The following is a 21,343-nucleotide window of genomic DNA, read 5'->3' as shown; positions in this document are numbered from 1 at the left end:
GCCGTCAGGCCGACCCGGGCCCTTGCCGCTTTCGTCCGGCGTGGCGTCAACGCCCTCGGCGGGCGCGGCCACGATGGCGCCCTCCGGCCCGCCGTCAGGCCGACCCGGGCCCTTGCCGCTTTCGTCCGGCGTGGCGTCAACGCCCTCGGCGGGCGCGGCCACGATGGCGCCCTCCGGCCCGCCGTCACGCCGACCCCGGCCCTTGTCGCTGTCGCTATCGGTCGGCGCGGCGTCAACGTCGTGGTTCCCAGCCGTGTCCCGCCCGCGCGGGGCGGCGGGGACACCGTCCCTCCGGCAGCCGCGCCGCCCGTGGTTCACTCCGCCTGCGCGAGCCCCAGCAGCAGCGCCCCCGTCGTCGCGAACAGCGCCCCCGGCCAGCGCGGCCACGACGGCGCCCGCCGGCCCGCCGCCTCGCCGAGCGCCACCCCGGCCGCCGCCGGCCACAGCACCGCGAACGCGCTCGACCCCAGCGGCAGCCCGCCCGTGAACAGCAAGGACACCGCCCAGCCCGCGACCGCGCCGCTCACCGCGAGGGGGAAACGCGGCCCGAACGGGTTCCAGCCCTCGGCCTCCGGGTCGCGCCGCCGCGCCCGGACCGCGAGCACCAGCGCCGTGCCCTGCGCCAGGATCGCGGCCACATTCCACAGCGTCGCCGGAACCAGCACCGCCAGTCCGGGCGAGGCCGCCAGAGCAGCAACGCCGTTCACCGGACCAGCCCCCTCCACGAGAACGCCCGGCCCCGCCACACCAACCCCGTCCACCCGTCGGCACCCCCGCTCCCCCCATCACACCAGACTCTCCCGCCACGCCCGATGCAGCTCCGCGAACCGGCCCGCCCCCGCGATCAGTTCCGCCGGGGTGCCGTCCTCCACCACCCGGCCGTGTTCCATCACCAGCACCCGGTCCGCGATCTCCACCGTCGACAGCCGGTGGGCGATCACCACCGCCGTACGGCCCTTGAGGACCGTGGCCATCGCACGCTGCACCGCCCGCTCCCCGGGGACGTCCAGCGAACTCGTCGCCTCGTCCAGGATCAGGACCGCCGGGTCCGCGAGCAGCGCCCGCGCGAAGGCGACGAGCTGGCGCTGCCCGGCCGAGATCCGCCCGCCCCGCTTGCGGACATCCGTGTCGTACCCGTCCGGCAGCGCGGTGATGAAGGCGTGCGCGCCGATCGCCTTCGCCGCGTCCTCGATCTCCGCGCGGGAGGCGTCGGGGCGGCCGATGGCGATGTTCTCGGCGACCGTGCCGGAGAACAGGAACGCCTCCTGCGTCACCATCACCACCCCGCGCCGCAGCTCCGGGACGGCGAGGTCGCGCAGGTCCGTGCCGTCCAGCAGGACCCGGCCCTCGGTCGGGTCGTAGAACCGGGCCAGCAGCTTGGCCAGCGTGGACTTCCCGGCACCGGTCGTGCCCACCACGGCGACGGTCTGCCCGGCCGGGAGGGTGAGGTCGAAGCGGGGCAGCACCTCGCCGCCCGTGCGGTACGCGAACCGCACCGCGTCGAAGACCACCTCGCGGCCCGGCTGCCCGGCCGACTCCAGCGGCGGCAGCGGACGGGGCCGCTCTGCCTCCGGCACCGACGGGGTCTGCGCCAGCAGCCCGGCTATCTTCTCCAGCGACGCCGCCGCCGACTGGTACGAGTTGAGGAACATCCCGAGCCGGTCGATCGGGTCGTACAGCCGCCGCAGATACAGCACCGCCGCCGCCAGCACCCCGAGTTCCAGACCGCCGTCCGCCACCCGGTAGGCGCCCCACAGGACGATGCCCGCGACCGCCGTGTTGGCGATCAGCCGGGAGCCCACCACATAGCGGGCCATCTCCAGCAGCGCGTCCCCGTTGGTGCGCTCATGGCGCCGGTTCAGCACCTGGAAGTCGGCCTCGTTCGCCGCCTCCCGGCGGAACGCCCGCACCGGGCGGATGCCGTTCATGGTCTCCACGAACTTCACGATCACCGACGCGATGGCGGTGGACCGAACGCGGTAGATCCGGCCCGCCCGCCGCAGATACAGCCGTACCAGCCCGTACAGCGGGACGAAGGACAGCACCGCCACCGCGCCCAGGCCCAGGTCCAGCCAGAGCAGCATCGCCGAGATGTAGACGAACGACAGGACGACCGTGACCAGTTCCTGGAGGCCCTCGTCCAGCAGCTCGCGCAGGGACTCCACATCGGTGGTGGAGCGGGAGATCAGCCGCCCGGAGGTGTACCGCTCATGGAAGTCCACGCTCAGCGCCTGCGCGTGCCGGAAGATCCGGCCGCGCAGCTCCAGCAGCACATTCTGGTTGATGTGCGCCGCAGCCCTGATGAACGCCGCCTGGAGCAGCCCGGACGCCAGCGCGCAGATCAGATAGCCCACGCCCACCGCGATCAGCGGCCCCCGGTTCCCGTCCTCGCGCAGCGCCGGGACGGCCCGGTCGATGGCGTACGCCACCAGCAGCGGGCCCGCCTGCACGGCCGCCTGCCCGATGAGCAGGAGGACGACGGTCAGCGCGACGCGCGCCTTCATGGGGGCCAGCAGCGAGCGCAGCAGCCGGCCGGTGGCACCCGGCGGGGAGGGCAGGACGTCCTGGTCGAAGGCGTCGAGGGCGTTGACGGCGTCGGCGGCGCCGGAGTCCTCGGGGCGGGGGCGGAGACCGGGGTCGTCGGGGGCGGGGCCGGTGGCGGTGGTGGCCGTCGTCGGGGCGGTCATCGGGCGTCGCCGTCCTTCCCGGGGCCCTCGGATTTCTCGGGCTTCTCAGGCTTCTTGAGTGTGTCGGGCTTCTCTGGCTTCTCGGCCCGCGCCGGTTCCGCGCCCGACATCAGATGCGCGTACTCGGGGTGCGTGCGCAGCAGTTCCTGGTGGGTGCCGACCGCGGCTATCCGGCCGCCGGACAGCAGCGCCACCCGGTCGGCCAGCAGCACCGTCGAGGGGCGGTGGGCCACGATCAGGGCGGTGGTGTCGGCGAGGACCTGCCGCAGCGCCGCCTCCACCGCGGCCTCGGTGTGCACATCCAGCGCGGACAGCGGGTCGTCCAGCACCAGGAAGCGCGGGCGGCCGACGACCGCGCGGGCGAGCGCGAGGCGCTGGCGCTGCCCGCCGGACAGGCTCAGCCCCTGCTCGCCGACCTCGGTGCCGGTGCCCTGCGGCAGGGCGTGCGCGAAGTCGGCCTGGGCGACGGACAGCGCCCGGTCCAACTCGGCGTCGCCCGCCGGGCCGCCCGCGCCCATCAGTACGTTCTCCCCGACCGTGGCCGAGAACAGGGTGGGTTCCTCGAAGGCGACGGCGACCGCCGCGCGCAGCTCCTCGCGGGGCATCGCGGCGATGTCGACGCCGTCGAGGGTGATCCGGCCGCCGGTGACCTCATGGAGCCGGGGGACCAGCGCGGTCAGGGTGGTCTTGCCGCTGCCGGTCGCCCCGACCAGCGCCATCGACTCGCCCGGCCGGATGTGCAGCTCTATGCCGGTGAGGAGGGGAGGGGAGTCGGGCGGGGCGTCGGGGTAGCGGAAGCTGACGTCGTGGAAGCGCAGGCCGGTGCCGCCCTTGGCCGGGTCGGACGCGCTGACGGTCCCCGACCCCGGCTCCGGCCGAGCGCCCGTCCCCGTCCCCGACTCCGACTCCGGCTCCGCGTCCAGCACCTCGAAGTACCGCTCCGTCGCCGTCGCCGCCTCCTGGCTCATCGCCAGCAGAAAGCCGATGGAGTCGACCGGCCAGCGCAGCGCGAGCGCGGTGGACAGGAAGGCGACCAGCGTGCCCGCCGACAGCGCCCCGTCCGCGACCTGGATCACCCCCACCACCAGCGCCGCGCCGATGGCCAGCTCCGGCAGCGTGATGATCACGCCCCAGATCGCCGCCAGCAGCCGCGCCTTGCGCAACTCCGTGCCCCGCAGCGTGCGGGACAGATCCCGGAACGCCCGCGCCTGGCTGCGATGGCGGCCGAACCCCTTGATGATCCGGATGCCGAGGACGCTCTCCTCGACCACCGTGGTCAGATCGCCGACCTGGTCCTGCGCCAGCCGCGCCACCGTCGCGTACCGCTTCTCGAAGATCACGCAGGTGACGATGACCGGGATCACCGGGCCCAGGATCACCAGCCCGAGCGTCCAGTCCTGGAGCAGCATGATGATCACGCCGACCAGAATGGTCACCCCGTTGACCAGCAGAAACGTCAGCGGGAAGGCGAGGAACATCCGCAGCAGCATCAGATCCGTCGTGCCCCGCGACAGCAACTGGCCCGAGGCCCAGCGGTCGTGGAACGCCACCGGCAGCCGCTGGAGGTGCCGGTACAGCGCGGCCCGCATGTCCGCCTCCACCCGGGACAGCGGCCGGGCCACCAGCCAGCGCCGCAGCCCGAACAGCAGCGCCTCCGCGATCCCGAGCAGCAGCAGATACAGCGCGCCCAGCCACACCCCCGCCGTGTCCCCGTCCGTGACCGGCCCGTCCACCAGCCACTTCAGGACGAGCGGGATCACCAGCCCCGTACAGGAGGCCACGACGGCGATGAAGGCGGCGGTGAACAGCCGCGCCCGGACAGGCCGGACGAACGGCCACAGCCGCAGCAGACTCCGGACGGCGGAGCGGTCTCGCGGCTCCTCGGTGGGTGCATGGATCGTCGACATCAGGAGCGAGCCTACGGTTCACCACTGACACTGCCCAGTGGGTTTCGCCCCGGGCAGACTCCGCCAATGGTCCTACGACCTGCGCGTTCGCCCCCACACACCGGCTCACCACGGGACGGCTCGTACCCCCGACTCACCCCACCGTCCCACCCGGGACCGCCCCTCTGCCCACCTCGGCTCAGCCTTCCGCCCGCCCCGGGCTCGGCTCGTCGTCCGGCCGGGACCAGCCTTCTGCCCGCCCTGGGCTGAGCCTGCCGTCCCGCCCGGGATCGGCCCTCCGCCCACCCCCGGCTGAGCCCGCCGTCCGTCCGGGACCGGCCCTCCGCCCGCCCCGGGCTCAGCCTGCCGTCCCGCCCGAGACCAGCCTTCCGCCCGCCCTGGGCTCGGCTCGCCGTCCGTCCGGGACCGGCCCTCCGCCAACCCCCGGGCTGAGCCTGCCGTCCGTCCGGGACCGGCCTTCTGCCCGCCCTGGGCTCGGCTCGCCGTCCGTCCGGGACCGGCCTTCTGCCCGCCCTGGGCTGAGCCTGCCGTCCCGTCCGGGACCGGCCCTCCGCCCGCCCCGGGCTCAGCCTGCCGTCCCGCCCGGGACCAGCCCTCCGTCAACCCCCGGCTGAGCCTGCCTTCCGGCCGGGATCAGCCTTCCGCCCGCCCTGGGCTCGGCTCGCCTTCCGGCCGGGATCAGCCTTCCGCCCGCCCTGGGCTCGGCTCGCCTTCCGGCCGGGACCAGCCTTCCGCCCGCCCTGGGCTGAGCCTGCCGTCCCGTCCGGGACCGGCCCTCCGCCCACCCCAGGCTCAGCCCCCGCCCACCCCGGCTCACCCCCCCCGCCCACCTCGGCTCACCCCCCCCACCCACCCCCGTTCCACCCTCCGGCGGCAGTCGTATCAACCGATCGGCCGATGTCGGATCGAGCGGGTCGTCCGATGCGGCGCACCCCGCCCCGGCCCGAATCTGGGGGCATGCCCGTCATCGAAGTCAGCGAACTGCGCAAGTCCTACGGCGGTCGGCCCGTCGTCGACGGAGTCTCCTTCAGCGTCGAGGAGGGTGAGATCTTCGGCATCCTCGGCCCGAACGGCGCCGGCAAGACCACCACCGTCGAGTGCGTCGAGGGCCTCCGGGTCCCCGACGGCGGCCGGGTCCGGGTCGCCGGACTCGACCCCGTGACCCAGCACACCCAGGTCGCCCAGGTGCTCGGCGCCCAGCTCCAGACCAGCCGCCTCCAGGCCAAGCTCACCGTCCGCGAGGCCCTCGACCTGTACGCCTCCTTCTACCCCCGCCCCGTCGACTGGCGCCCCCTCGCCGGCCGCCTCGGCCTCACCGACCGGCTCACCGTGCCGTTCGCCAAGCTCAGCGGCGGCCAGCAGCAGCGGCTGTTCATCGCGCTCGCCCTGATCGGCGACCCGCGGATCCTCGTCCTGGACGAACTCACCACCGGACTCGACCCGCGCGCCCGCCGCGACACCTGGCAGCTGATCGAGGACATCCGCGCCCGGGGCGTCACCGTGCTGCTGGTCACCCACTTCATGGAGGAGGCCCAGCGGCTCTGCGACCGGATCGCGGTGATCGACCGCGGCCGGGTCGCCGCCCTGGACACCCCCGAGGGCCTGATCCGCCGCTCGGCGGGCGGCACGGTCCTCAGCTTCACCCCGTCCCGGCCCCTGGATCCGGAAGAACTGCGCGAACTGGACCAATTGCCCGAGCTGGTCTCCGTCGCGGAGCGCGCCGGCCGCATCACCCTCACCGGCACCGACACCACCGTCGACGCCGTGCTCACCCTGCTCGCCCGCCGCCGGATCACCGCCCATCAGCTCCGCGTCGGCGAGGCCACCCTCGACGACGCCTTCCTGGACCTCACGGAGAACCCCTCATGAGCACCGCCGTCCTGCGCACCGAGGCCCGGCTGTTCGCCCGCGAACCCGGCGCCCTCTTCTGGATCCTCGCCTTCCCGCCCCTGCTGCTGGCCCTCGTCGGTGCCGTCCCCGCGTTCCGCGAGCCCGAGGACGGCCTCGGCGGACTGCGCCTGATCGACATCTATGTGGCCGTCACCGTCCTGCTCGGGGTGATCGTCGCCGGGATCCAGGCGTTCCCGGCCGGACTGACCGCCTACCGCGAACAGGGCGTCCTGCGCCGGATGTCCACCACCCCCGTCCGCCCCACCGCCCTGCTCACCTCGCACATGCTGGTGCACGGACTCGCCGGGCTGCTCGCCGCCCTCCTCCCCCTCCTCCTCGGCCGCCTCGTCTACGACGTCGCCCTCCCCGGGCAGCCTCTCGGCTACCTCCTCGCCCTGCTCCTCGCCGTCCTGGTCTCGCTCGCCCTGGGCGGGGTGATCTCGGCCGTCGCCCCGAACGCACGGATCGCGGGCGCGATCGGTACGGCGGTGCAGTTCCTGATGATGTTCTGCGCGGGGGTGTGGGTGCCGGCGCAGGCCATGCCGGACCTGCTGGCCGACATCGTCCGCTGCACCCCGTTCGGTGCCGCCGCCGAGGCCCTCGGCCAGGCCGCCCGCGGCGACTGGCCCGGCGGGGTCCCGCTGCTGGTGATGACGGCCTGGACGGTGGTGCTGTCGGTGGCGGCGGTGCGCTGGTTCCGCTGGGAGTAGGCGACCGCAGATGAAGAGAACAAGGCGGATAGGGCGGATGAACTGGACAGGGCGGGCCGGGCAGACCCCGCAGACTGGACGGATGACCGACTCGGACGACTCGAACGACTCCGACGACTCGGACCGGGACATCGAACGGCGCTGGGAGCGGTTCCGCCGCTGGGGGCCCTACGGACTGCTCGCCGTGGGCTCGGTGATGTCCGCGGTCACCGCCCCGGACCTGATGCCGGGCACCGCCGAACGCTGGGCCGCCGGGGCGCTGGTGGTGACCTCGGTGGTGCTCCAGGAGAGCTTCGACCGGGCCCGCAGCCGCGCCGCGCAGGCCGGGCGCCCGCTCACCCCCTCCCCGCTCGGCCTGGCCTTCTTCCTGCTGCGCTGGGGCATCACGCTCACCCTGATCTGGCTGAACCCGTTCTTCGCCTTCGCCGCCGCCATCGGCCTCTTCGACGTGGCCGAACTGATCGAGGGCCGCGGCGGCCAGCGGTTCGGGGTGTTCATCACCGCCGTCAGTGTCTCGCTGGCCCAGGGCGGGGGACTGCCCCTGCGCGGCCCCGCGCACCTCGTGGTGCTCGCCGCGCTGGTCGCCGCCAACACCGTGCTCTACCTGGTCATCGGGCACATCTCCGAGAAGGAGGAGGAACGCGCCAAGGCGCGGGCCGCCACCATCGCCGAGCTGGAACGCACCAACGCGGCCCTCACCCGCGCCCTCGACGAGAACCGGGCCCTGCACGCCCAACTGCTGGTGCAGGCCCGCGAGGCCGGGGTCGCCGATGAGCGGCGCCGCCTCGCCGCCGAGATCCACGACACCATCGCCCAGGGCCTGACCGGCATCATCGCCCAGCTCCAGGTCGTCGCCGGCACCCCCGACCCGGGCCTCGCCCGCACCCATCTGGACCGCGCCGCCGACCTCGCCCGGCACAGCCTCGGCGAGGCCCGCCGCTCGGTGCACAACCTCGCCCCCGTCGCCCTCGCCGGGGACGGGCTCCCCGAGGCGCTGAAGAAGACCGTCGCCGACTGGGGCGACCGCACCGGCGTCCGGGCCGGGTTCACCGTCACCGGCACCGCCGAGCACCTTCACGACGAGGTGTCCGCGACCCTGCTGCGGATCGCCCAGGAGGCCCTGTCCAACGCCGCCCGGCACGCGGCGGCCTCCCGGGTCGGCGTCACCCTCTCCTACATGGGCGACGAGGTCGTCCTCGACATCCGCGACGACGGACGGGGCTTCGACCCGGCCGCGCTGCCCGGTCGCACCCGCACCGGCGGCTTCGGCCTGGACGGCATGCGCGCCCGCGCCGACCGGATCGCCGGATCGTTCGCCGTCGAGTCCGAACCGGGCGGCGGCACCGCCCTGTCGGCTCGCGTACCGTTGGTCCGCCATGAGCAGCCCTGACGACGCCCCCGCGATCACCCTGCTCGTCGTGGACGACCACCCCGTGGTCCGCGACGGGCTGCGCGGCATGTTCGACACCGCGCCCGGCTTCACCGTCCTCGGCGAGGCCGCCGACGGCGTCGAGGCGGTCTCCCGCGCCCTCGCCCTCGACCCCGACGTGATCCTCATGGACCTCCGCATGCCCGGCGGCGGCGGGGTCGCCGCCATCGCCGAACTGACCCGGCGCGGCACCCGCGCGAAGATCCTCGTCCTCACCACCTACGACACCGACACCGACACCCTCCCCGCCATCGAGGCGGGCGCCACCGGCTACCTCCTCAAGGACGCCCCCCGCGACGACCTGTTCACCGCGGTCCGCGCCTGCGCCGAGGGCCGTACGGTGCTCTCCCCGGCGGTCGCCTCCCGGCTGGTCTCCGCCGTCCGCGCCCCCGCCGACGAACGGCTCTCCGCCCGCGAGCGCGAGGTCCTCGCCCTGGTCGCCAAGGGCACCTCCAACCGGGAGATCGCCCGCGCCCTGTTCATCAGCGAGGCCACGGTCAAGACCCATCTGACCCACCTCTACACCAAGCTCGGCGTGAAGGACCGCGCGGCGGCGGTGGCGGTGGCGTACGAGCGGGGCATCTTGGGCCGCACCACTCCCTAGAGCCTCCTGGGCCGGAGCACACGCTAGGCGCGCGCCCCCTTCACCCCGCCACCCGCAGCAGCAGCACCGTCCGCCCCGGTACCTCCACCCCCACCCCCGCGGGCAGCAGCACCCCCGGGGCCGTCTCCTGGTCCTCCCTCGACGTGTCCACCACCACCTCGTACGACGCCGCCCACGGCGGGCCCGGCAGCACGAACTCCACCGGGTCCGCGCCCGCGTGCAGCACCGCGAGGAAGCTGTCGTCCAGGATCGGCGCCCCGTCGCCGTCCCGGCCGGGGATGTCCCGGCCGGAGAGGTACATGCCCAGCGTGGCGGCGGGGGCGTACCAGTCGCCCTCCGTCATCTCCGTGCCCCGCGCGGTGAACCAGGCGAGGTCGCGCAGCCCGTCCGCCGAATGGGCCCGCCCGGAGAAGAACGCCCGGCGGCGCAGCACCGGATGCCGGTGGCGCAGGGCGATCAGCCGGGCGGTCAGCCCGTACAGGGCACGCCAGTCCGGGTCGGCGAGCAGGGACCAGTCCAGCCAGCCGGTCTCGTTGTCCTGGCAGTAGGCGTTGTTGTTGCCGTCCTGGGTGCGGCCCAGTTCATCGCCCGCGACCAGCATCGGCACGCCTGTGGACAGCAGCAGCGTGGTGAGGAGGTTGCGGAGCTGACGGCGTCGGAGCGCGGTGATCTCCGGGTCGTCGGTCTCGCCCTCGGCGCCGCAGTTCCAGGAGCGGTTGTCGTTCGTGCCGTCCCGGTTGCCCTCGCCGTTGGCCTCGTTGTGCTTGCGCTCGTAGGACACCAGGTCGCGCAGGGTGAACCCGTCGTGCGCGGTGACGAAGTTGACCGAGGCGTACGGGCGCCGCCCGCCCCAGGCGTACAGATCGCTGGACCCGGACAGCCGGTACCCCATCTCCCGTACATCCGGCAGCGCATGGCGCCAGAAGTCGCGCACGGTGTCCCGGTAGCGGTCGTTCCACTCGGTCCACAGGGGCGGGAACGCGCCCACCTGATAGCCGCCCGCGCCCACGTCCCACGGCTCGGCGATCAGCTTCACCCGGCGCAGCACCGGGTCCTGCGCGATCACCGCGAGGAACGGGGAGAGCATGTCGACATCGTGCATCGAGCGGGCCAGCGCCGCCGCGAGGTCGAAGCGGAAGCCGTCGACGCCCATCTCGGTGACCCAGTAGCGCAGCGAGTCGGTGATCAGCCGCAGCACCTGCGGCTGGACGACGTGCAGGGTGTTGCCGCAGCCGGTGTAGTCGGTGTAGCGGCGGGCGTCCTGCTGCAACCGGTAGTAGCCGCGGTTGTCGACGCCCTTGAGGGAGAGGGTGGGGCCCAGCTCGCCGCCCTCGGCGGTGTGGTTGTAGACGACGTCCAGGATCACCTCGATCCCGGCCGCGTGCAGCGCCCGCACCATCCGCTTGAACTCCCCGACCTGCTGCCCGGCGGTCCCGGTGGCCGCGTATCCGGCGTGCGGGGCGAAGTAGCCGATGGAGTTGTAGCCCCAGTGGTTGGTCAGGCCCCGGCGCAGCAGATGGTCCTCGTGCGCGAACTGGTGCACCGGCAGCAGCTCCACCGCCGTGACCCCCAGCGACACCAGGTGCTCGATCGCCGCCGGATGGGCCAGCCCGGCGTAGGTGCCGCGCAGTTCCTCGGGGATGCCGGGGTGGAGCTTGGTGAAGCCGCGCACATGCAGTTCGTAGATCACCGAGTCCGCCCAGGGCGTCTTCGGCCGCCGGTCGTCCGCCCAGTCGTCGTCATCGTGGACGACGACGCCCTTCGGGACGTACGGCGCCGAGTCCCGGTCGTCGCGCACGGTGTCGGCGATCTGCTGCTGGGGCCAGTCCCGGACATGCCCGTACACCTCGGGCGGCAGCGCGAAGTCGCCGTCCACCGCGCGGGCGTACGGGTCCAGGAGCAGCTTCGCCGGGTTCCAGCGGGCGCCGGTCCAGGGGTCCCAGCGGCCGTGCACCCGGTAGCCGTAGCGCTGGCCGGGCATGACGCCGGGGACGAAGCCGTGCCAGATCTCGTGCGTCAGCTCCGTCAGGGCCGCCCGGGTCTCGCGCCCGTCCGCGTCGAACAGGCACAGCTCCACCGCCTCCGCCCCGCCCGCCCACAGCGCGAAGTTGGTGCCCGCCACCCCCTCCGCCCCCGGCCGGAACCGGGCCCCCAGCGGCGTCGGGGAGCCCGGCCGCACCGGCACCCCCGGCGGCCGGAGCCGTTCCCGGATCTCCCGCACTCCGGCGGGCTGCTGCTCCGCCACCGTCTTCTGCTCGGCTGCGCTGGACACGTCGGCCCTCCCGCGGCTCATCGCGCGACGCGGTCGGCCGGGGTCCCGGCGTCCCGTCCGGGCGTCCCGTCACGTCGTCTTCCCCCCATGTTCTGCCCAGCGAGCGGCTCGCACTCACGTTTCCCCGGGGCCGGCATGCTCGTTGTGCACATTCGTGAAGCACGTACCCGGGCGCGCGCGGCGCGCGAGCGCCGTTCTGGCGGCCCTTCTGACCTGCGCCGCGCTGCTGGCCACGGCCGCCGGCTGCACCGCGAACGGCTCCGCGATCGACGAGATGCTGGGCAGACCACCCGCCCCTCATGACATCATCCGCATCACCCCAGACGACCGTTCGGAGGACGTGGAGGCCCTCTCCCCCCTCGCCGTCCGGGTGAACGAGGGCCGGCTGGAGTCGGTCCGGGTGGTCCGGACCCAGGACGCCGAGGCCGGTGAGGTCCCCGGGCGGCTGACCCCCGACGGCCGCGGCTGGCACCCGGAGGAGCCCCGGCTCGCGCTCGCCGCCCGCTACACCGTCGACGCGGTCGCCGTCGACGGCTCCGGCCGCCGCACCGCCCGCCGCACCAGCTTCACCACCGAGGTCCCCGCCGAACGCTTCATCGGCTATGTGGCGCCCGAGCACCGCTCCACGGTCGGCACCGGAATGATCGTCTCCATCGCCTTCAACCGGGAGATCACCCGGCGCGCGGAGGTCGAACGGGCCATCAGGGTCACCGCCGACCCGCCCGTGGAGATCCGCCCGCACTGGTTCGGCACCGAACGCCTCGACTTCCGCCCCGAGCGCTACTGGACCCCCGGCACCCGCGTCACCGTCGAACTCGCCCTGCGCGATGTCGAGGGCGCCCCGGGGGTGTACGGGCTCCAGCGCAAGACGGTCTCCTTCACCGTCGGCCGCAGCCAGGTCTCCCGGGTGGACGCCGCCGCCCACACCATGGAGGTGCGCCGCGACGGCGCGCTCCTCGCCACCGTGCCGGTCACCGCGGGCGGCCCGAAGTCCACCACCTACAACGGCCGGATGGTGGTCTCCGAGATGTTCGAGATCACCCGGATGAACGGGGCCAGCGTCGGCTTCAAGAAGTCCGACGGCAAGAGCGAGTACGACATCCCGGATGTGCCGCACGCCCTGCGGCTGACCGACTCCGGCACCTTCCTGCACGGCAACTACTGGGCGGACGCCTCGGTGTTCGGCCGCACCAACATCAGTCACGGCTGTGTCGGGCTGCGCGATGTGAAGGGCGGCGCCGGGGACACCCCGGCGGGCTGGTTCTTCGACCGCACCCTCGTCGGCGATGTCATCGAGGTCGTGCACAGCAAGGACCGGACGGTGGCTCCCGACAACGGCCTCGGCGGCTGGAACATGGGATGGCAGCGGTGGACGGCGGGCAGCGCCCTGAAGTGAGCCGCCCGGCCGCCGGGTTGGGCCCCGGGGTCGGTCCCGGGTCGGCCCCCGGGTTGGGTCCCGGGTTCGGTCCCGGGTTTGGGACGAAACGGTGACCTTCGCGCCCGTCCGGCCCTCCTGACCTTGTGGTTACGATGCGGCCAGCGCGCGTGGGACGCGCCGGCCCGGGGTCCAGGGGACCCGGGAGAACCCGGGGAGCCCGGGGACACCTGGGAAGGGGAGAGAGAACTTGACAGCGGGACCGATATCGGGGGCGTCGGTCGGGGCGCGCACACGCGGGGCACACCGGGCGCGGGCGCGCGCGGGAGCGTTGCTGGCGGGTGTGCTGCTGCTGACCGTGACCGCCTGCGGCGGCGGGTCGGAGCCGGGACCGGGCACCGACGAGGGCAAGGGCGACGGCAAGGACTCCACGGCCGCGCAGAGCAAGGAGTCACGGGCGGTCGTCTCGATCGCCCCGAAGAACGGCGCCGAGGCGGTGGACACCAGCGGCGACCTCAAGGTCACGGCCGCCGGGGGCAAGCTGACCGAGGTCGTCGTGGCGGACGCCGAGGGCGCCGAGGTCGACGGGAAGATAGCCGCGGACGGCGCCTCCTGGACACCGTCCCGCCATCTTGCCGCCGCCACCACCTATCAGGTGCGGGCGGTCGCCGAGGACGCCGAGGGGCGCAGCGCGACCCGGGAGTCCCGCTTCACCACCCTCACCCCGAAGGCCACCTTCACCGGCACCTTCACCCCCGAGGACGGCTCGAAGGTCGGCGTCGGGATGCCGTTCTCGATCCGCTTCGACCGGGGCATCACCGACCCGGCGGCCGTCGAGAAGGCCATCGAGATCACCACCGAACCGGCCGTCGACGTCCAGGGCCACTGGTTCGGCAACGACCGCCTCGACTTCCGCCCCGAGGAGTACTGGAAGCCCGGCACCAAGGTCACCGTCCGGCTCGGCCTGGACGGCGTCGAGGGCCGCCCCGGTGTCTACGGGGAGCAGGCCAAGACCGTCGACTTCACCATCGGCCGCTCCCAGATCAGCGTGGTCGACGCCAAGAAGCTGACCATGGAGGTCAAGCGGGACGGCAAGGTAGTCAAGACCCTCCCGGTCACCACCGGCGCGCCCGGCTACGAGACCTGGAACGGGCAGATGGTCATCACCGAGAAGCATGTCGAGACCCGGATGGACGGCGCCACCGTCGGCTACGACGGCGAGTACGACATCCCGGACGTACCGCACGCGATGCGGCTGAGCGACTCCGGCACCTTCATCCACGGCAACTACTGGGGCGGCAGCGCCTTCGGCAACCGCAATGTCAGCCATGGCTGCATCGGCCTGCGGGACGTCAAGGGCGCCTGGGACGAGAAGGCGCCGGGCGCCTGGTTCTTCGAGAACTCGATGCTCGGGGACGTGGTCGTGGTGAAGAAGTCCAACGACGACACCATCGCCCCGGACAACGGTCTCAACGGCTGGAACATGTCCTGGGCGGACTGGACGGCGTAGCGCCCGCCGGCGGGACCCGGGCCCGGTGTGACCGACCGCACCGGGCCCGGCCCGTTAGGCGCCGTTAACCTGCTCCCATGACCGTGAATCTCGAAGTCGCCGAAGGCGTCGGCACACTCCGCCTCGACCGTCCGCCCATGAACGCGCTGGACGTCGCCACCCAGGACCGGCTCAAGGTGCTGGCCGAGGAGGCCACCGCCCGCGACGACGTCCGCGCGGTGGTGATCTACGGCGGCGAGAAGGTGTTCGCGGCCGGCGCGGACATCAAGGAGATGGAGAACATGGACCACACCGCGATGGTCCTGCGCTCCCGGGCCCTCCAGGAGTCGTTCACCGCGGTCGCCCGGATCCCCAAGCCGGTGGTGGCCGCCGTCACCGGGTACGCGCTCGGCGGCGGCTGCGAACTCGCCCTGTGCGCGGACTACCGGATCGCCGGGGACAACGCCAAGCTGGGCCAGCCGGAGATCCTGCTCGGGCTGATCCCGGGCGCCGGTGGCACCCAGCGGCTGGCCCGGCTGATCGGCCCGTCCAAGGCCAAGGACCTGATCTTCACCGGCCGTCAGGTGCGGGCCGACGAGGCGCTCACCCTCGGTCTGGTGGACCGGGTGGTCCCCGCCGCCGAGGTCTACGAGCAGGCGCACGCCTGGGCCGCCCGGCTCGCCAAGGGCCCGGCGCTGGCGCTGCGCGCGGCGAAGGAGTCGGTGGACAGCGGGCTGGAGACGGACATCGAGACCGGGCTCGCGGTGGAGCGCACCTGGTTCGCCGGGCTGTTCGCCACCGAGGACCGGGAGCGGGGGATGCGCAGCTTCGTCCAGGACGGCCCCGGCAAGGCGAAGTTCCTCTGAAGTCCGTGCTCAAGGGGCTTCGCGGGGCTTGCAATTGACGCGATGTCTCATTCCGGGTCCCTCGATGGGGCGGTTTATGGCAGCCTTAAGGCAGCCTTAAGCCTGCCGTGTCGAGGGAGACCGCTTGTTGCCATCCTCCGAGCCGTCTCCGCAGGTCGGACGGGCCCTGCCGGAGCCCGAACTGCCGACGGCATATGCCGATCGACAGCACCGGAACGATAAGTTCCGGGCGGCGTATTCCACCGGAACGGCCACGCCCGGTCCACCGGACGGCCATGATGGGTCCATGGCGGGGCTGGACGGCATCGAACAGCCGCGGGGACACGGCCGTGCGACCGCGGCGCGCTGGTCGCCCGCGGTCGAGGACGAACGGGCGCTCAGGGCCATGGAGTTGTTCGGCAATCCCACCGTCGCCGAGGTCGCCCTCCCCTCCCGCCCCGAGTCCGCCGCCACCGCCCGCCGGCTCGCCCAGGTGGTCGTGCTGCGCGAATGGGGCTGCACCCCCAAGCTCACCGAGGACGCCGTCCTGCTGGTCTCCGAACTCGTCGGCAACGCCGTACGGCACACCGGTGCCCGGATCTTCGGCCTGCGGATGCGCCGGCGCCGGGGCTGGATCCGCGTCGAGGTCCGCGACCCGTCCCGCGGCCTGCCCTGTCTGATGCCGGTCCAGGAACTCGACATCAGCGGCCGGGGCCTGTTCCTGGTCGACAAACTCGCCGACCGCTGGGGCGTGGATCTGCTGCCCCGCGGCAAGACCACCTGGTTCGAGATGCGCGTGGCCGACCGCTGACCCGTTGCTCCTCACTCCTCGGTGAACAGCGCCTCCGACCCCACCGGACGGTAACCGGCCGCCAGGAACGCCCGCAGGCTGCGGGCGTTCCCCGCCGAGATCTGCGCCCACACCGGCTCACCCCCGGACAGCCGCCGCGCCTCGGTCACCAGCCGCCGCCCCGCTCCCCGCCGCCGCGCCCCCTCGGCCACCTCCACCGCGACCTCCAGCCGCCCCCCGACCCCGCGCCCCAGCACCAGCACCCCGCCCTCCCCGTCCTCCCACACCCGCACCCCGTCCCGCCGCCGCAGGGAGCTGACGACCCGGGGATGCGAGGGATCCCCGACCTCCGTGAGCGCGGCCCCGGGCGCCCCCGGCAGCGGACCCGCCACGGCCAGCACATCGACGGTGTCGGTACGGCGACCGGTACGGGTCAGGAGGGCGCCCAGGAAGGACGGGTGCATGGCCGCGGCCAGCGGATCGGCGGGGGTGGCCGCCAGCATCGCGTACACCCAGGCGGGATCCTCGTCCGTGAAGACGACGGAGTGCGCGGTGAAGGCGAGAACCCCGGCGTCCCGCCGGTTGTCCTGAGGAACGACGACGGCCGACCCGTCGGGCGCCGGAAACACCCCCCGCCCCGCATCCGCCAGAATCTCCCGCAGCCCCGTCCCCGCCATCCGCCCCGTCATCCGCCCCGCTCCCGTCCTTGAGTCTCCACCCCCTGGAAGGCCCAGACTCACACACATGATCGACACCGGCACCGGACTTCTCACCATCGGCAGGCTCGCCCGTGCCACCGGACTGTCCGTGCGCACCATCCGCTACTGGTCCGACGAGGGCGTCCTCACCCCGGTGGCCCGCTCCTCGGGCGGCTACCGGCTCTACGACGCCGAATCGGTGACCCGGCTCGAACTGATCGGCACCCTGCGCGAACTGGGCCTCGGCCTGGACCACGTACGGCAGGTGCTGGCCGGGGAGACCACGGTCGCGGAGGTGGCGGCGGCGCATGTGGCGGCGCTGGACGCGCAGATCCGGACGCTGAAGCTCACCCGGGCCGTGCTGTCGACCGTGGCCAGACGCGGATCGGGTACGGAGGAGATGACCTTGGTGAACAGACTGGCACGGCTGTCGGCCGCCGAGCGGGGCCGGATCCTGGAGGAGTTCGTGGAGGAGATGTTCCACGGCCTGGACACCGCCGACCCGGTGATCCGGGAGCGGATGCGCGACATGGCCGTCGATCTGCCCGACGAACCGACCCCGGAGCAGGTGGACGCCTGGGTGGAGCTGGCCGAACTGCTCCAGGAACCCGAGTTCCGGGCCCGGATGCGGCAGGCCGCCCGGTACAACGCGGAGGGCCGGGAGAGCCCCGACGGGGCGTCGATGTGGTTCGCGCGGCGCCTGGTGCAGCTCGGCGCGCAGGGCGTGGCCCGGGGCATCGCACCGCAGTCACCGGAGGCCGGCCGACTCCTGCGGGACCTGGTGCCCCATGAAGGCGCGGACGGTGTGGACTGGACCGCCGTACAGGAACGGCTGGAGGCGATGACCGACGACCGGGTGGCCCGCTACCGGGAACTGGTGTCCCGGGTGAAGGGCAGGGGACCGGCCGCCGCCCACCGGGAGGAGTTCGCGTGGGTGGTCGCCGCCGTGCGCCATCGGGCGGCCCGATAATCTGACCCTCGTACACCAGCACAGACACGATGAAGGGGCGGACCGGTGGCGGACATCGAGGCGGCGCGCAAGGAGTTCGAGCGGATCGACACCGACGGTGACGGACAGATCACCGCGGCGGAGTTCAAGACCGCTCTCGCGCAGGGGGGCGACTGGAATGTCACCGAGACGGTGGCCGAGGCGATCATCGCGAGCCGCGACCTCAACGGCGACAAGCTGCTGTCGTTCGACGAGTTCTGGGCGCACCTGAACAAGTGAGCCGAGGGGGGAGGGGGAGAGGCCCGGCGAGCCTCTCCCCCTCCCCCCTTTTCAGGCGCCGCCCGCCCACTCCTTGAGGGCGGCCTTGGACGCGAAGTCCCCGACGTTCTTGTCCAGCGGGGTGTCCGTGTACTGATGGAAGCGCCACTTCGCCGTGATCCGGGGCTCGCCCGCGGTGACATAGTCGGCGATCCAGAGACCGTCGCCCGCGTACGAGGTCGAGTCGACGTTCAGCCAGAAGTTGCGGTTGCAGTACAGGACCACCCGGTTGTCCGGGCGGAGTTCCTTCACCTTCTTGATGAAGCTGTCCTTCTCCGCGTTCGAGGCGTAGGTGCCCGCGCCGGTGGTCTCCCAGTCGACGGCGAGAAGGTCACCGGGCTTGTCGGGGGCCTGGGTGACGAAGTACTCGGCCTGGGCGGTGAGGTTGCCCGGCCACAGGAAGTGATAGAAGCCGACGACCAGCCCGGCGTCCCGGCCGCGCTTGGTCTGGTCGATGAGCTTCGGATTGGTGAAGCTGCGGCCCTCCGTCGCCTTGATGAAGACGAAGGACAGCCCGTCGGTGTCGTAGGTCGACGACTGGTGGGAACTGACGTCGATGCCGTTGAGCAAGGGGACTCCCAGGAGAGTGCGTGGGGGGAGAGGGAGGGGAGTTGGTGTACGGATGTTGCCGTAGGGCCCATGCCCATGAACGGCGGCGCTGACGCGGGGCGCTCGTCAGCACTCGATGATGTTCACCGCGAGCCCACCGCGCGCCGTCTCCTTGTACTTCACCGACATGTCCGCCCCGGTGTCCTTCATCGTCTTGATGACCTTGTCCAGGGACACCTTGTGGCTGCCGTCGCCGCGCATCGCCATCCGGGCGGCCGTGACCGCCTTCACCGCGGCCATGCCGTTGCGCTCGATGCACGGGATCTGGACGAGGCCGCCGACCGGGTCGCAGGTCAGGCCGAGATTGTGCTCCATCCCGATCTCCGCCGCGTTCTCCACCTGCTCCGGGGAGCCGCCCAGCACCTCGGCGAGCGCGCCCGCCGCCATCGAGCAGGCCGAGCCGACCTCGCCCTGGCAGCCGACCTCGGCGCCGGAGATGGAGGCGTTCTCCTTGAAGAGCATGCCGATCGCGCCCGCGGCGAGCAGGAAGCGGACCACGCCGTCCTCGTCGGCGCCCGGCACGAAGTTGAGGTAGTAGTGCAGGACCGCCGGGATGATGCCCGCGGCCCCGTTCGTCGGGGCGGTCACCACCCGGCCGCCGGCCGCGTTCTCCTCGTTCACGGCCATCGCGTAGAGCGTGATCCACTCCATGGCGAGGGCCTGGGGGTCGCCCTCGGAGCGGAGCTTGCGGGCGGTGGTCGCGGCGCGGCGGCGGACCTTCAGACCGCCCGGCAGGATGCCCTCCCGGGACATGCCCCGGGTGACACAGGCGCGCATCACCCCCCAGATGTCCAGCAGGCCCTCGCGGATCTCCGTCTCGCTGCGCCAGGCCCGCTCGTTCTCCAGCATCAGCGCGGAGATCGACAGCCCGGTCTCCCGGGTCAGTCGCAGCAGCTCGTCGCCGGTGCGGAAGGGGTGCCTCAGGACCGTGTCGTCCAGCTTGATCCGGTCCGCGCCCACCGCGTCCTCGTCGACGACGAACCCGCCGCCGACCGAGTAGTACGTCTTGGAGAGGAGTTCGGTGCCGTCCGGCCCGTACGCCCACAGGGTCATGCCGTTGGCGTGGTAGGGGAGGGCCTTGCGGCGGTGGAGCTTCAGGTCGGTGTCGAAGGCGAACGGGATCTCCCGCTCGCCGAGCAGGCTCAGCCGCCCGGTGGCCTTGATCTCCTCGACCCGGTCGTCGGCCTTCTCCACATCCACCGAGCGCGGTGAGTCGCCCTCCAGGCCGAGCAGGACCGCCTTCGGGGTGCCGTGGCCGTGGCCGGTCGCGCCCAGGGAGCCGTACAGCTCGCAGCGGAGCGAGGCGACGGCGGGCAGCAGATCCTCGTTGCGCAGCCGGCGGGCGAACAGGCCCGCCGCCCGCATCGGGCCGACCGTGTGCGAGCTGGACGGGCCGATGCCGACCGAGAACAGGTCGAAGACCGAGATGGCCACGGGAACAACCTCCAGAGCGGGTGGGGGCACACATCCTCGGGTGCCCCCACCGGGGAACTACTTGGTGAGAGTGGGGTACAGCGGGTGCTTCTCGGCCAGGACGGTGACCCGGGCCCTGAGCGCCGCCGCGTCGTAGGACGGCTTGAGCGCCTCGGCGATCACATCCGCGACCTCGGCGAAGTCCTCCGCCGTGAAGCCCCGGGTGGCCAGCGCCGGGGTGCCGATGCGCAGCCCGGAGGTCACCATCGGCGGGCGCGGGTCGTTGGGGACGGCGTTGCGGTTGACCGTGATCCCGACCTCGTGCAGCCGGTCCTCGGCCTGCTGTCCGTCCAGCTCGGAGGCGCGCAGATCCACCAGGACGAGATGCACATCCGTGCCGCCGGTCGCCACGGCCACCCCGGCCGCGCGGGCGTCCTCGGCGGTCAGCCGCTCGGCGAGCAGCCGCGCCCCCTCCACCGTACGCCGCTGGCGCTCCTTGAACTCCTCGCCCGCGGCGACCTTGAAGGAGACCGCCTTGGCCGCGATCACATGCTCCAGCGGGCCGCCCTGGAAGCCGGGGAAGACCGCCGAGTTCAGCTTCTTCGCGAACTCCTTGGAGCGGGCCAGGATGATCCCGCCGCGCGGCCCGCCCAGCGTCTTGTGGGTGGTGGAGGTGACGACGTCCGCGTACGGCACCGGGTTGTCGTGCAGCCCGGCCGCGACCAGCCCCGCGAAGTGCGCCATGTCGACCCAGAGGTACGCCCCGACCTCGTCGGCGATCCGCCGGAACGCGGCGAAGTCCAGCTCGCGCGGGTACGCCGACCAGCCCGCGATGATCACCTTCGGGCGGTGCTCCTTGGCGAGCCGCTCCACCTCGGCCAGGTCGACCAGCCCGGCGGCGTCCACATGGTAGGCGACGACGTCGAACTGCTTGCCGGAGAAGTTGAGCCGCATGCCGTGGGTGAGGTGGCCGCCGTGCGCCAGGTCCAGGCCCAGGATGGTGTCCCCGGGCTGGGCGAGGGCGAACAGCGCGGCCTGGTTGGCGGAGGCGCCGGAGTGCGGCTGGACATTGGCGTACTCGGCGCCGAACAGCTCCTTCACCCGGTCGATGGCGAGCTGCTCGGTGACATCGACGTACTCGCAGCCGCCGTAGTAGCGGCGGCCGGGGTAGCCCTCGGCGTACTTGTTGGTCAGCACCGAGCCCTGCGCCTCCATCACCGCGACCGGCGCGAAGTTCTCGGAGGCGATCATCTCCAGCGTGGACTGCTGGCGGCGCAGCTCGGCGTCGACCGCGGCGGCGACCTCGGGGTCGAGCTGGTGCAGGGGGGTGTTCATGGAGTGGTCCTGGGCAGTCATCG

Annotated in this window: 18 protein-coding genes; 10 read left to right on the top strand and 8 right to left on the bottom strand. The window is 72.9% G+C overall.

The annotated features are described in order from the left end of the window. Positions 1-314 precede the first annotated feature (314 nt). The 3 genes from ABZX40_RS27605 to ABZX40_RS27595 form a co-directional block, all read right to left on the bottom strand. Positions 315-707: a hypothetical protein gene (locus ABZX40_RS27605; protein WP_355743834.1), complete on the bottom strand. Its 393-nt coding sequence runs from the start codon at positions 705-707 to the stop codon at positions 315-317. Positions 708-785: 78 nt separating this feature from the next. After that, positions 786-2,687, bottom strand: coding sequence for an ABC transporter ATP-binding protein (locus ABZX40_RS27600; RefSeq protein WP_355743837.1), 1,902 nt, complete (start codon positions 2,685-2,687; stop codon positions 786-788). Then, positions 2,684-4,594, bottom strand: a complete 1,911-nt coding sequence (locus ABZX40_RS27595) for an ABC transporter ATP-binding protein (RefSeq protein ID WP_355743840.1) — start codon at positions 4,592-4,594, stop codon at positions 2,684-2,686. The genes ABZX40_RS27600 and ABZX40_RS27595 overlap by 4 nt, the downstream gene beginning before the upstream one ends. Before the next feature lie 957 nt (positions 4,595-5,551). Here ABZX40_RS27595 and ABZX40_RS27590 point away from each other — a divergent pair. The 4 genes from ABZX40_RS27590 to ABZX40_RS27575 all read left to right on the top strand — a co-directional run bounded on the left by ABZX40_RS27590 (position 5,552) and on the right by ABZX40_RS27575 (position 9,227). Next, positions 5,552-6,463: an ABC transporter ATP-binding protein gene (locus ABZX40_RS27590; RefSeq protein ID WP_355743843.1), complete on the top strand. Its 912-nt coding sequence runs from the start codon at positions 5,552-5,554 to the stop codon at positions 6,461-6,463. Further along, complete coding sequence (locus ABZX40_RS27585) at positions 6,460-7,194, top strand: ABC transporter permease (protein WP_355743846.1); 735 nt, start codon at positions 6,460-6,462, stop codon at positions 7,192-7,194. Before ABZX40_RS27590 ends, ABZX40_RS27585 begins: the two co-directional genes overlap by 4 nt. An 82-nt stretch (positions 7,195-7,276) precedes the next feature. Then, a complete protein-coding gene (locus ABZX40_RS27580) occupies positions 7,277-8,584 on the top strand; it encodes a sensor histidine kinase (protein WP_355743849.1) in 1,308 nt (435 codons plus the stop codon). Then, on the top strand, positions 8,571-9,227 hold the full coding sequence (locus ABZX40_RS27575) for a response regulator transcription factor (RefSeq protein ID WP_355743852.1): 657 nt from the start codon (positions 8,571-8,573) through the stop codon (positions 9,225-9,227). The genes ABZX40_RS27580 and ABZX40_RS27575 overlap by 14 nt, the downstream gene beginning before the upstream one ends. 40 nt (positions 9,228-9,267) lie before the next feature. Here ABZX40_RS27575 and glgX read toward each other — a convergent pair whose 3' ends face one another. After that, the gene (gene glgX, locus ABZX40_RS27570; RefSeq protein ID WP_355743855.1) at positions 9,268-11,499 is read right to left on the bottom strand and encodes a glycogen debranching protein GlgX; all 2,232 of its coding nucleotides are present in this window, start codon (positions 11,497-11,499) and stop codon (positions 9,268-9,270) included. A gap of 154 nt (positions 11,500-11,653) precedes the next feature. Between glgX and ABZX40_RS27565 the strand changes: the two genes are divergently transcribed. The 4 genes from ABZX40_RS27565 (at position 11,654) to ABZX40_RS27550 (ending at position 16,019) form a co-directional block, all read left to right on the top strand. Continuing rightward, the gene (locus ABZX40_RS27565) at positions 11,654-12,895 is read left to right on the top strand and encodes an Ig-like domain-containing protein (RefSeq protein ID WP_355743858.1); all 1,242 of its coding nucleotides are present in this window, start codon (positions 11,654-11,656) and stop codon (positions 12,893-12,895) included. A 325-nt stretch (positions 12,896-13,220) separates the two neighbouring features. Further along, the gene (locus tag ABZX40_RS27560; protein WP_355744110.1) at positions 13,221-14,384 is read left to right on the top strand and encodes an Ig-like domain-containing protein; all 1,164 of its coding nucleotides are present in this window, start codon (positions 13,221-13,223) and stop codon (positions 14,382-14,384) included. Positions 14,385-14,461: 77 nt separating this feature from the next. Then, positions 14,462-15,229 (top strand): enoyl-CoA hydratase-related protein, encoded by a 768-nt coding sequence (locus ABZX40_RS27555; protein ID WP_355743861.1) that lies wholly within the window; start codon positions 14,462-14,464, stop codon positions 15,227-15,229. Positions 15,230-15,515: 286 nt separating this feature from the next. Next, positions 15,516-16,019: an ATP-binding protein gene (locus tag ABZX40_RS27550; RefSeq protein ID WP_355743864.1), complete on the top strand. Its 504-nt coding sequence runs from the start codon at positions 15,516-15,518 to the stop codon at positions 16,017-16,019. Positions 16,020-16,030: 11 nt separating this feature from the next. On the opposite strand, the gene ABZX40_RS27545 is transcribed toward ABZX40_RS27550, so the two are convergent. Continuing rightward, positions 16,031-16,687 carry a GNAT family N-acetyltransferase gene (locus ABZX40_RS27545; protein WP_355743867.1) on the bottom strand — a complete coding sequence of 219 codons (657 nt, stop codon included), beginning with the start codon at positions 16,685-16,687 and terminating at the stop codon, positions 16,031-16,033. A 55-nt stretch (positions 16,688-16,742) separates the two neighbouring features. On the opposite strand from ABZX40_RS27545, the gene ABZX40_RS27540 reads away from it, so the two are divergent. Further along, positions 16,743-17,666: a MerR family transcriptional regulator gene (locus ABZX40_RS27540; RefSeq protein WP_355743870.1), complete on the top strand. Its 924-nt coding sequence runs from the start codon at positions 16,743-16,745 to the stop codon at positions 17,664-17,666. Between the two features lie 45 nt (positions 17,667-17,711). Continuing rightward, positions 17,712-17,924, top strand: a complete 213-nt coding sequence (locus ABZX40_RS27535) for an EF-hand domain-containing protein (RefSeq protein WP_355743873.1) — start codon at positions 17,712-17,714, stop codon at positions 17,922-17,924. Positions 17,925-17,975: 51 nt separating this feature from the next. On the opposite strand, the gene ABZX40_RS27530 is transcribed toward ABZX40_RS27535, so the two are convergent. The 3 genes from ABZX40_RS27530 to glyA form a co-directional block, all read right to left on the bottom strand. Next, on the bottom strand, positions 17,976-18,533 hold the full coding sequence (locus ABZX40_RS27530) for a glycoside hydrolase family 25 protein (protein WP_355743876.1): 558 nt from the start codon (positions 18,531-18,533) through the stop codon (positions 17,976-17,978). Positions 18,534-18,638: 105 nt separating this feature from the next. Beyond that, positions 18,639-20,006 (bottom strand): L-serine ammonia-lyase, encoded by a 1,368-nt coding sequence (locus ABZX40_RS27525; RefSeq protein ID WP_355743879.1) that lies wholly within the window; start codon positions 20,004-20,006, stop codon positions 18,639-18,641. Positions 20,007-20,063: 57 nt separating this feature from the next. Further along, positions 20,064-21,341, bottom strand: coding sequence for a serine hydroxymethyltransferase (gene glyA, locus ABZX40_RS27520; RefSeq protein WP_355743883.1), 1,278 nt, complete (start codon positions 21,339-21,341; stop codon positions 20,064-20,066). Positions 21,342-21,343 lie beyond the last annotated feature (2 nt).

It is taken from the genome of Streptomyces sp. NPDC004610, assembly GCF_040609715.1.
Taxonomy (GTDB): domain Bacteria; phylum Actinomycetota; class Actinomycetes; order Streptomycetales; family Streptomycetaceae; genus Streptomyces.
Note: the sequence above shows the minus strand (reverse complement) of the source record. Positions and strands in the feature narration are given on the sequence as shown.

Coding starts and splice junctions, on each gene's coding strand:
- ABZX40_RS27600 (WP_355743837.1), bottom strand. CDS start 2,687: ATGACCGCCCCGACGACGGCCACCACCGCCACCGGCCCCGCCCCCGAC.
- ABZX40_RS27575 (WP_355743852.1), top strand. CDS start 8,571: ATGAGCAGCCCTGACGACGCCCCCGCGATCACCCTGCTCGTCGTGGAC.
- ABZX40_RS27555 (WP_355743861.1), top strand. CDS start 14,462: ATGACCGTGAATCTCGAAGTCGCCGAAGGCGTCGGCACACTCCGCCTC.
- ABZX40_RS27580 (WP_355743849.1), top strand. CDS start 7,277: ATGACCGACTCGGACGACTCGAACGACTCCGACGACTCGGACCGGGAC.
- ABZX40_RS27545 (WP_355743867.1), bottom strand. CDS start 16,687: ATGACGGGGCGGATGGCGGGGACGGGGCTGCGGGAGATTCTGGCGGAT.
- ABZX40_RS27550 (WP_355743864.1), top strand. CDS start 15,516: ATGGCGGGGCTGGACGGCATCGAACAGCCGCGGGGACACGGCCGTGCG.
- ABZX40_RS27585 (WP_355743846.1), top strand. CDS start 6,460: ATGAGCACCGCCGTCCTGCGCACCGAGGCCCGGCTGTTCGCCCGCGAA.
- ABZX40_RS27540 (WP_355743870.1), top strand. CDS start 16,743: ATGATCGACACCGGCACCGGACTTCTCACCATCGGCAGGCTCGCCCGT.
- ABZX40_RS27590 (WP_355743843.1), top strand. CDS start 5,552: ATGCCCGTCATCGAAGTCAGCGAACTGCGCAAGTCCTACGGCGGTCGG.
- ABZX40_RS27595 (WP_355743840.1), bottom strand. CDS start 4,594: ATGTCGACGATCCATGCACCCACCGAGGAGCCGCGAGACCGCTCCGCC.
- glyA (WP_355743883.1), bottom strand. CDS start 21,341: ATGACTGCCCAGGACCACTCCATGAACACCCCCCTGCACCAGCTCGAC.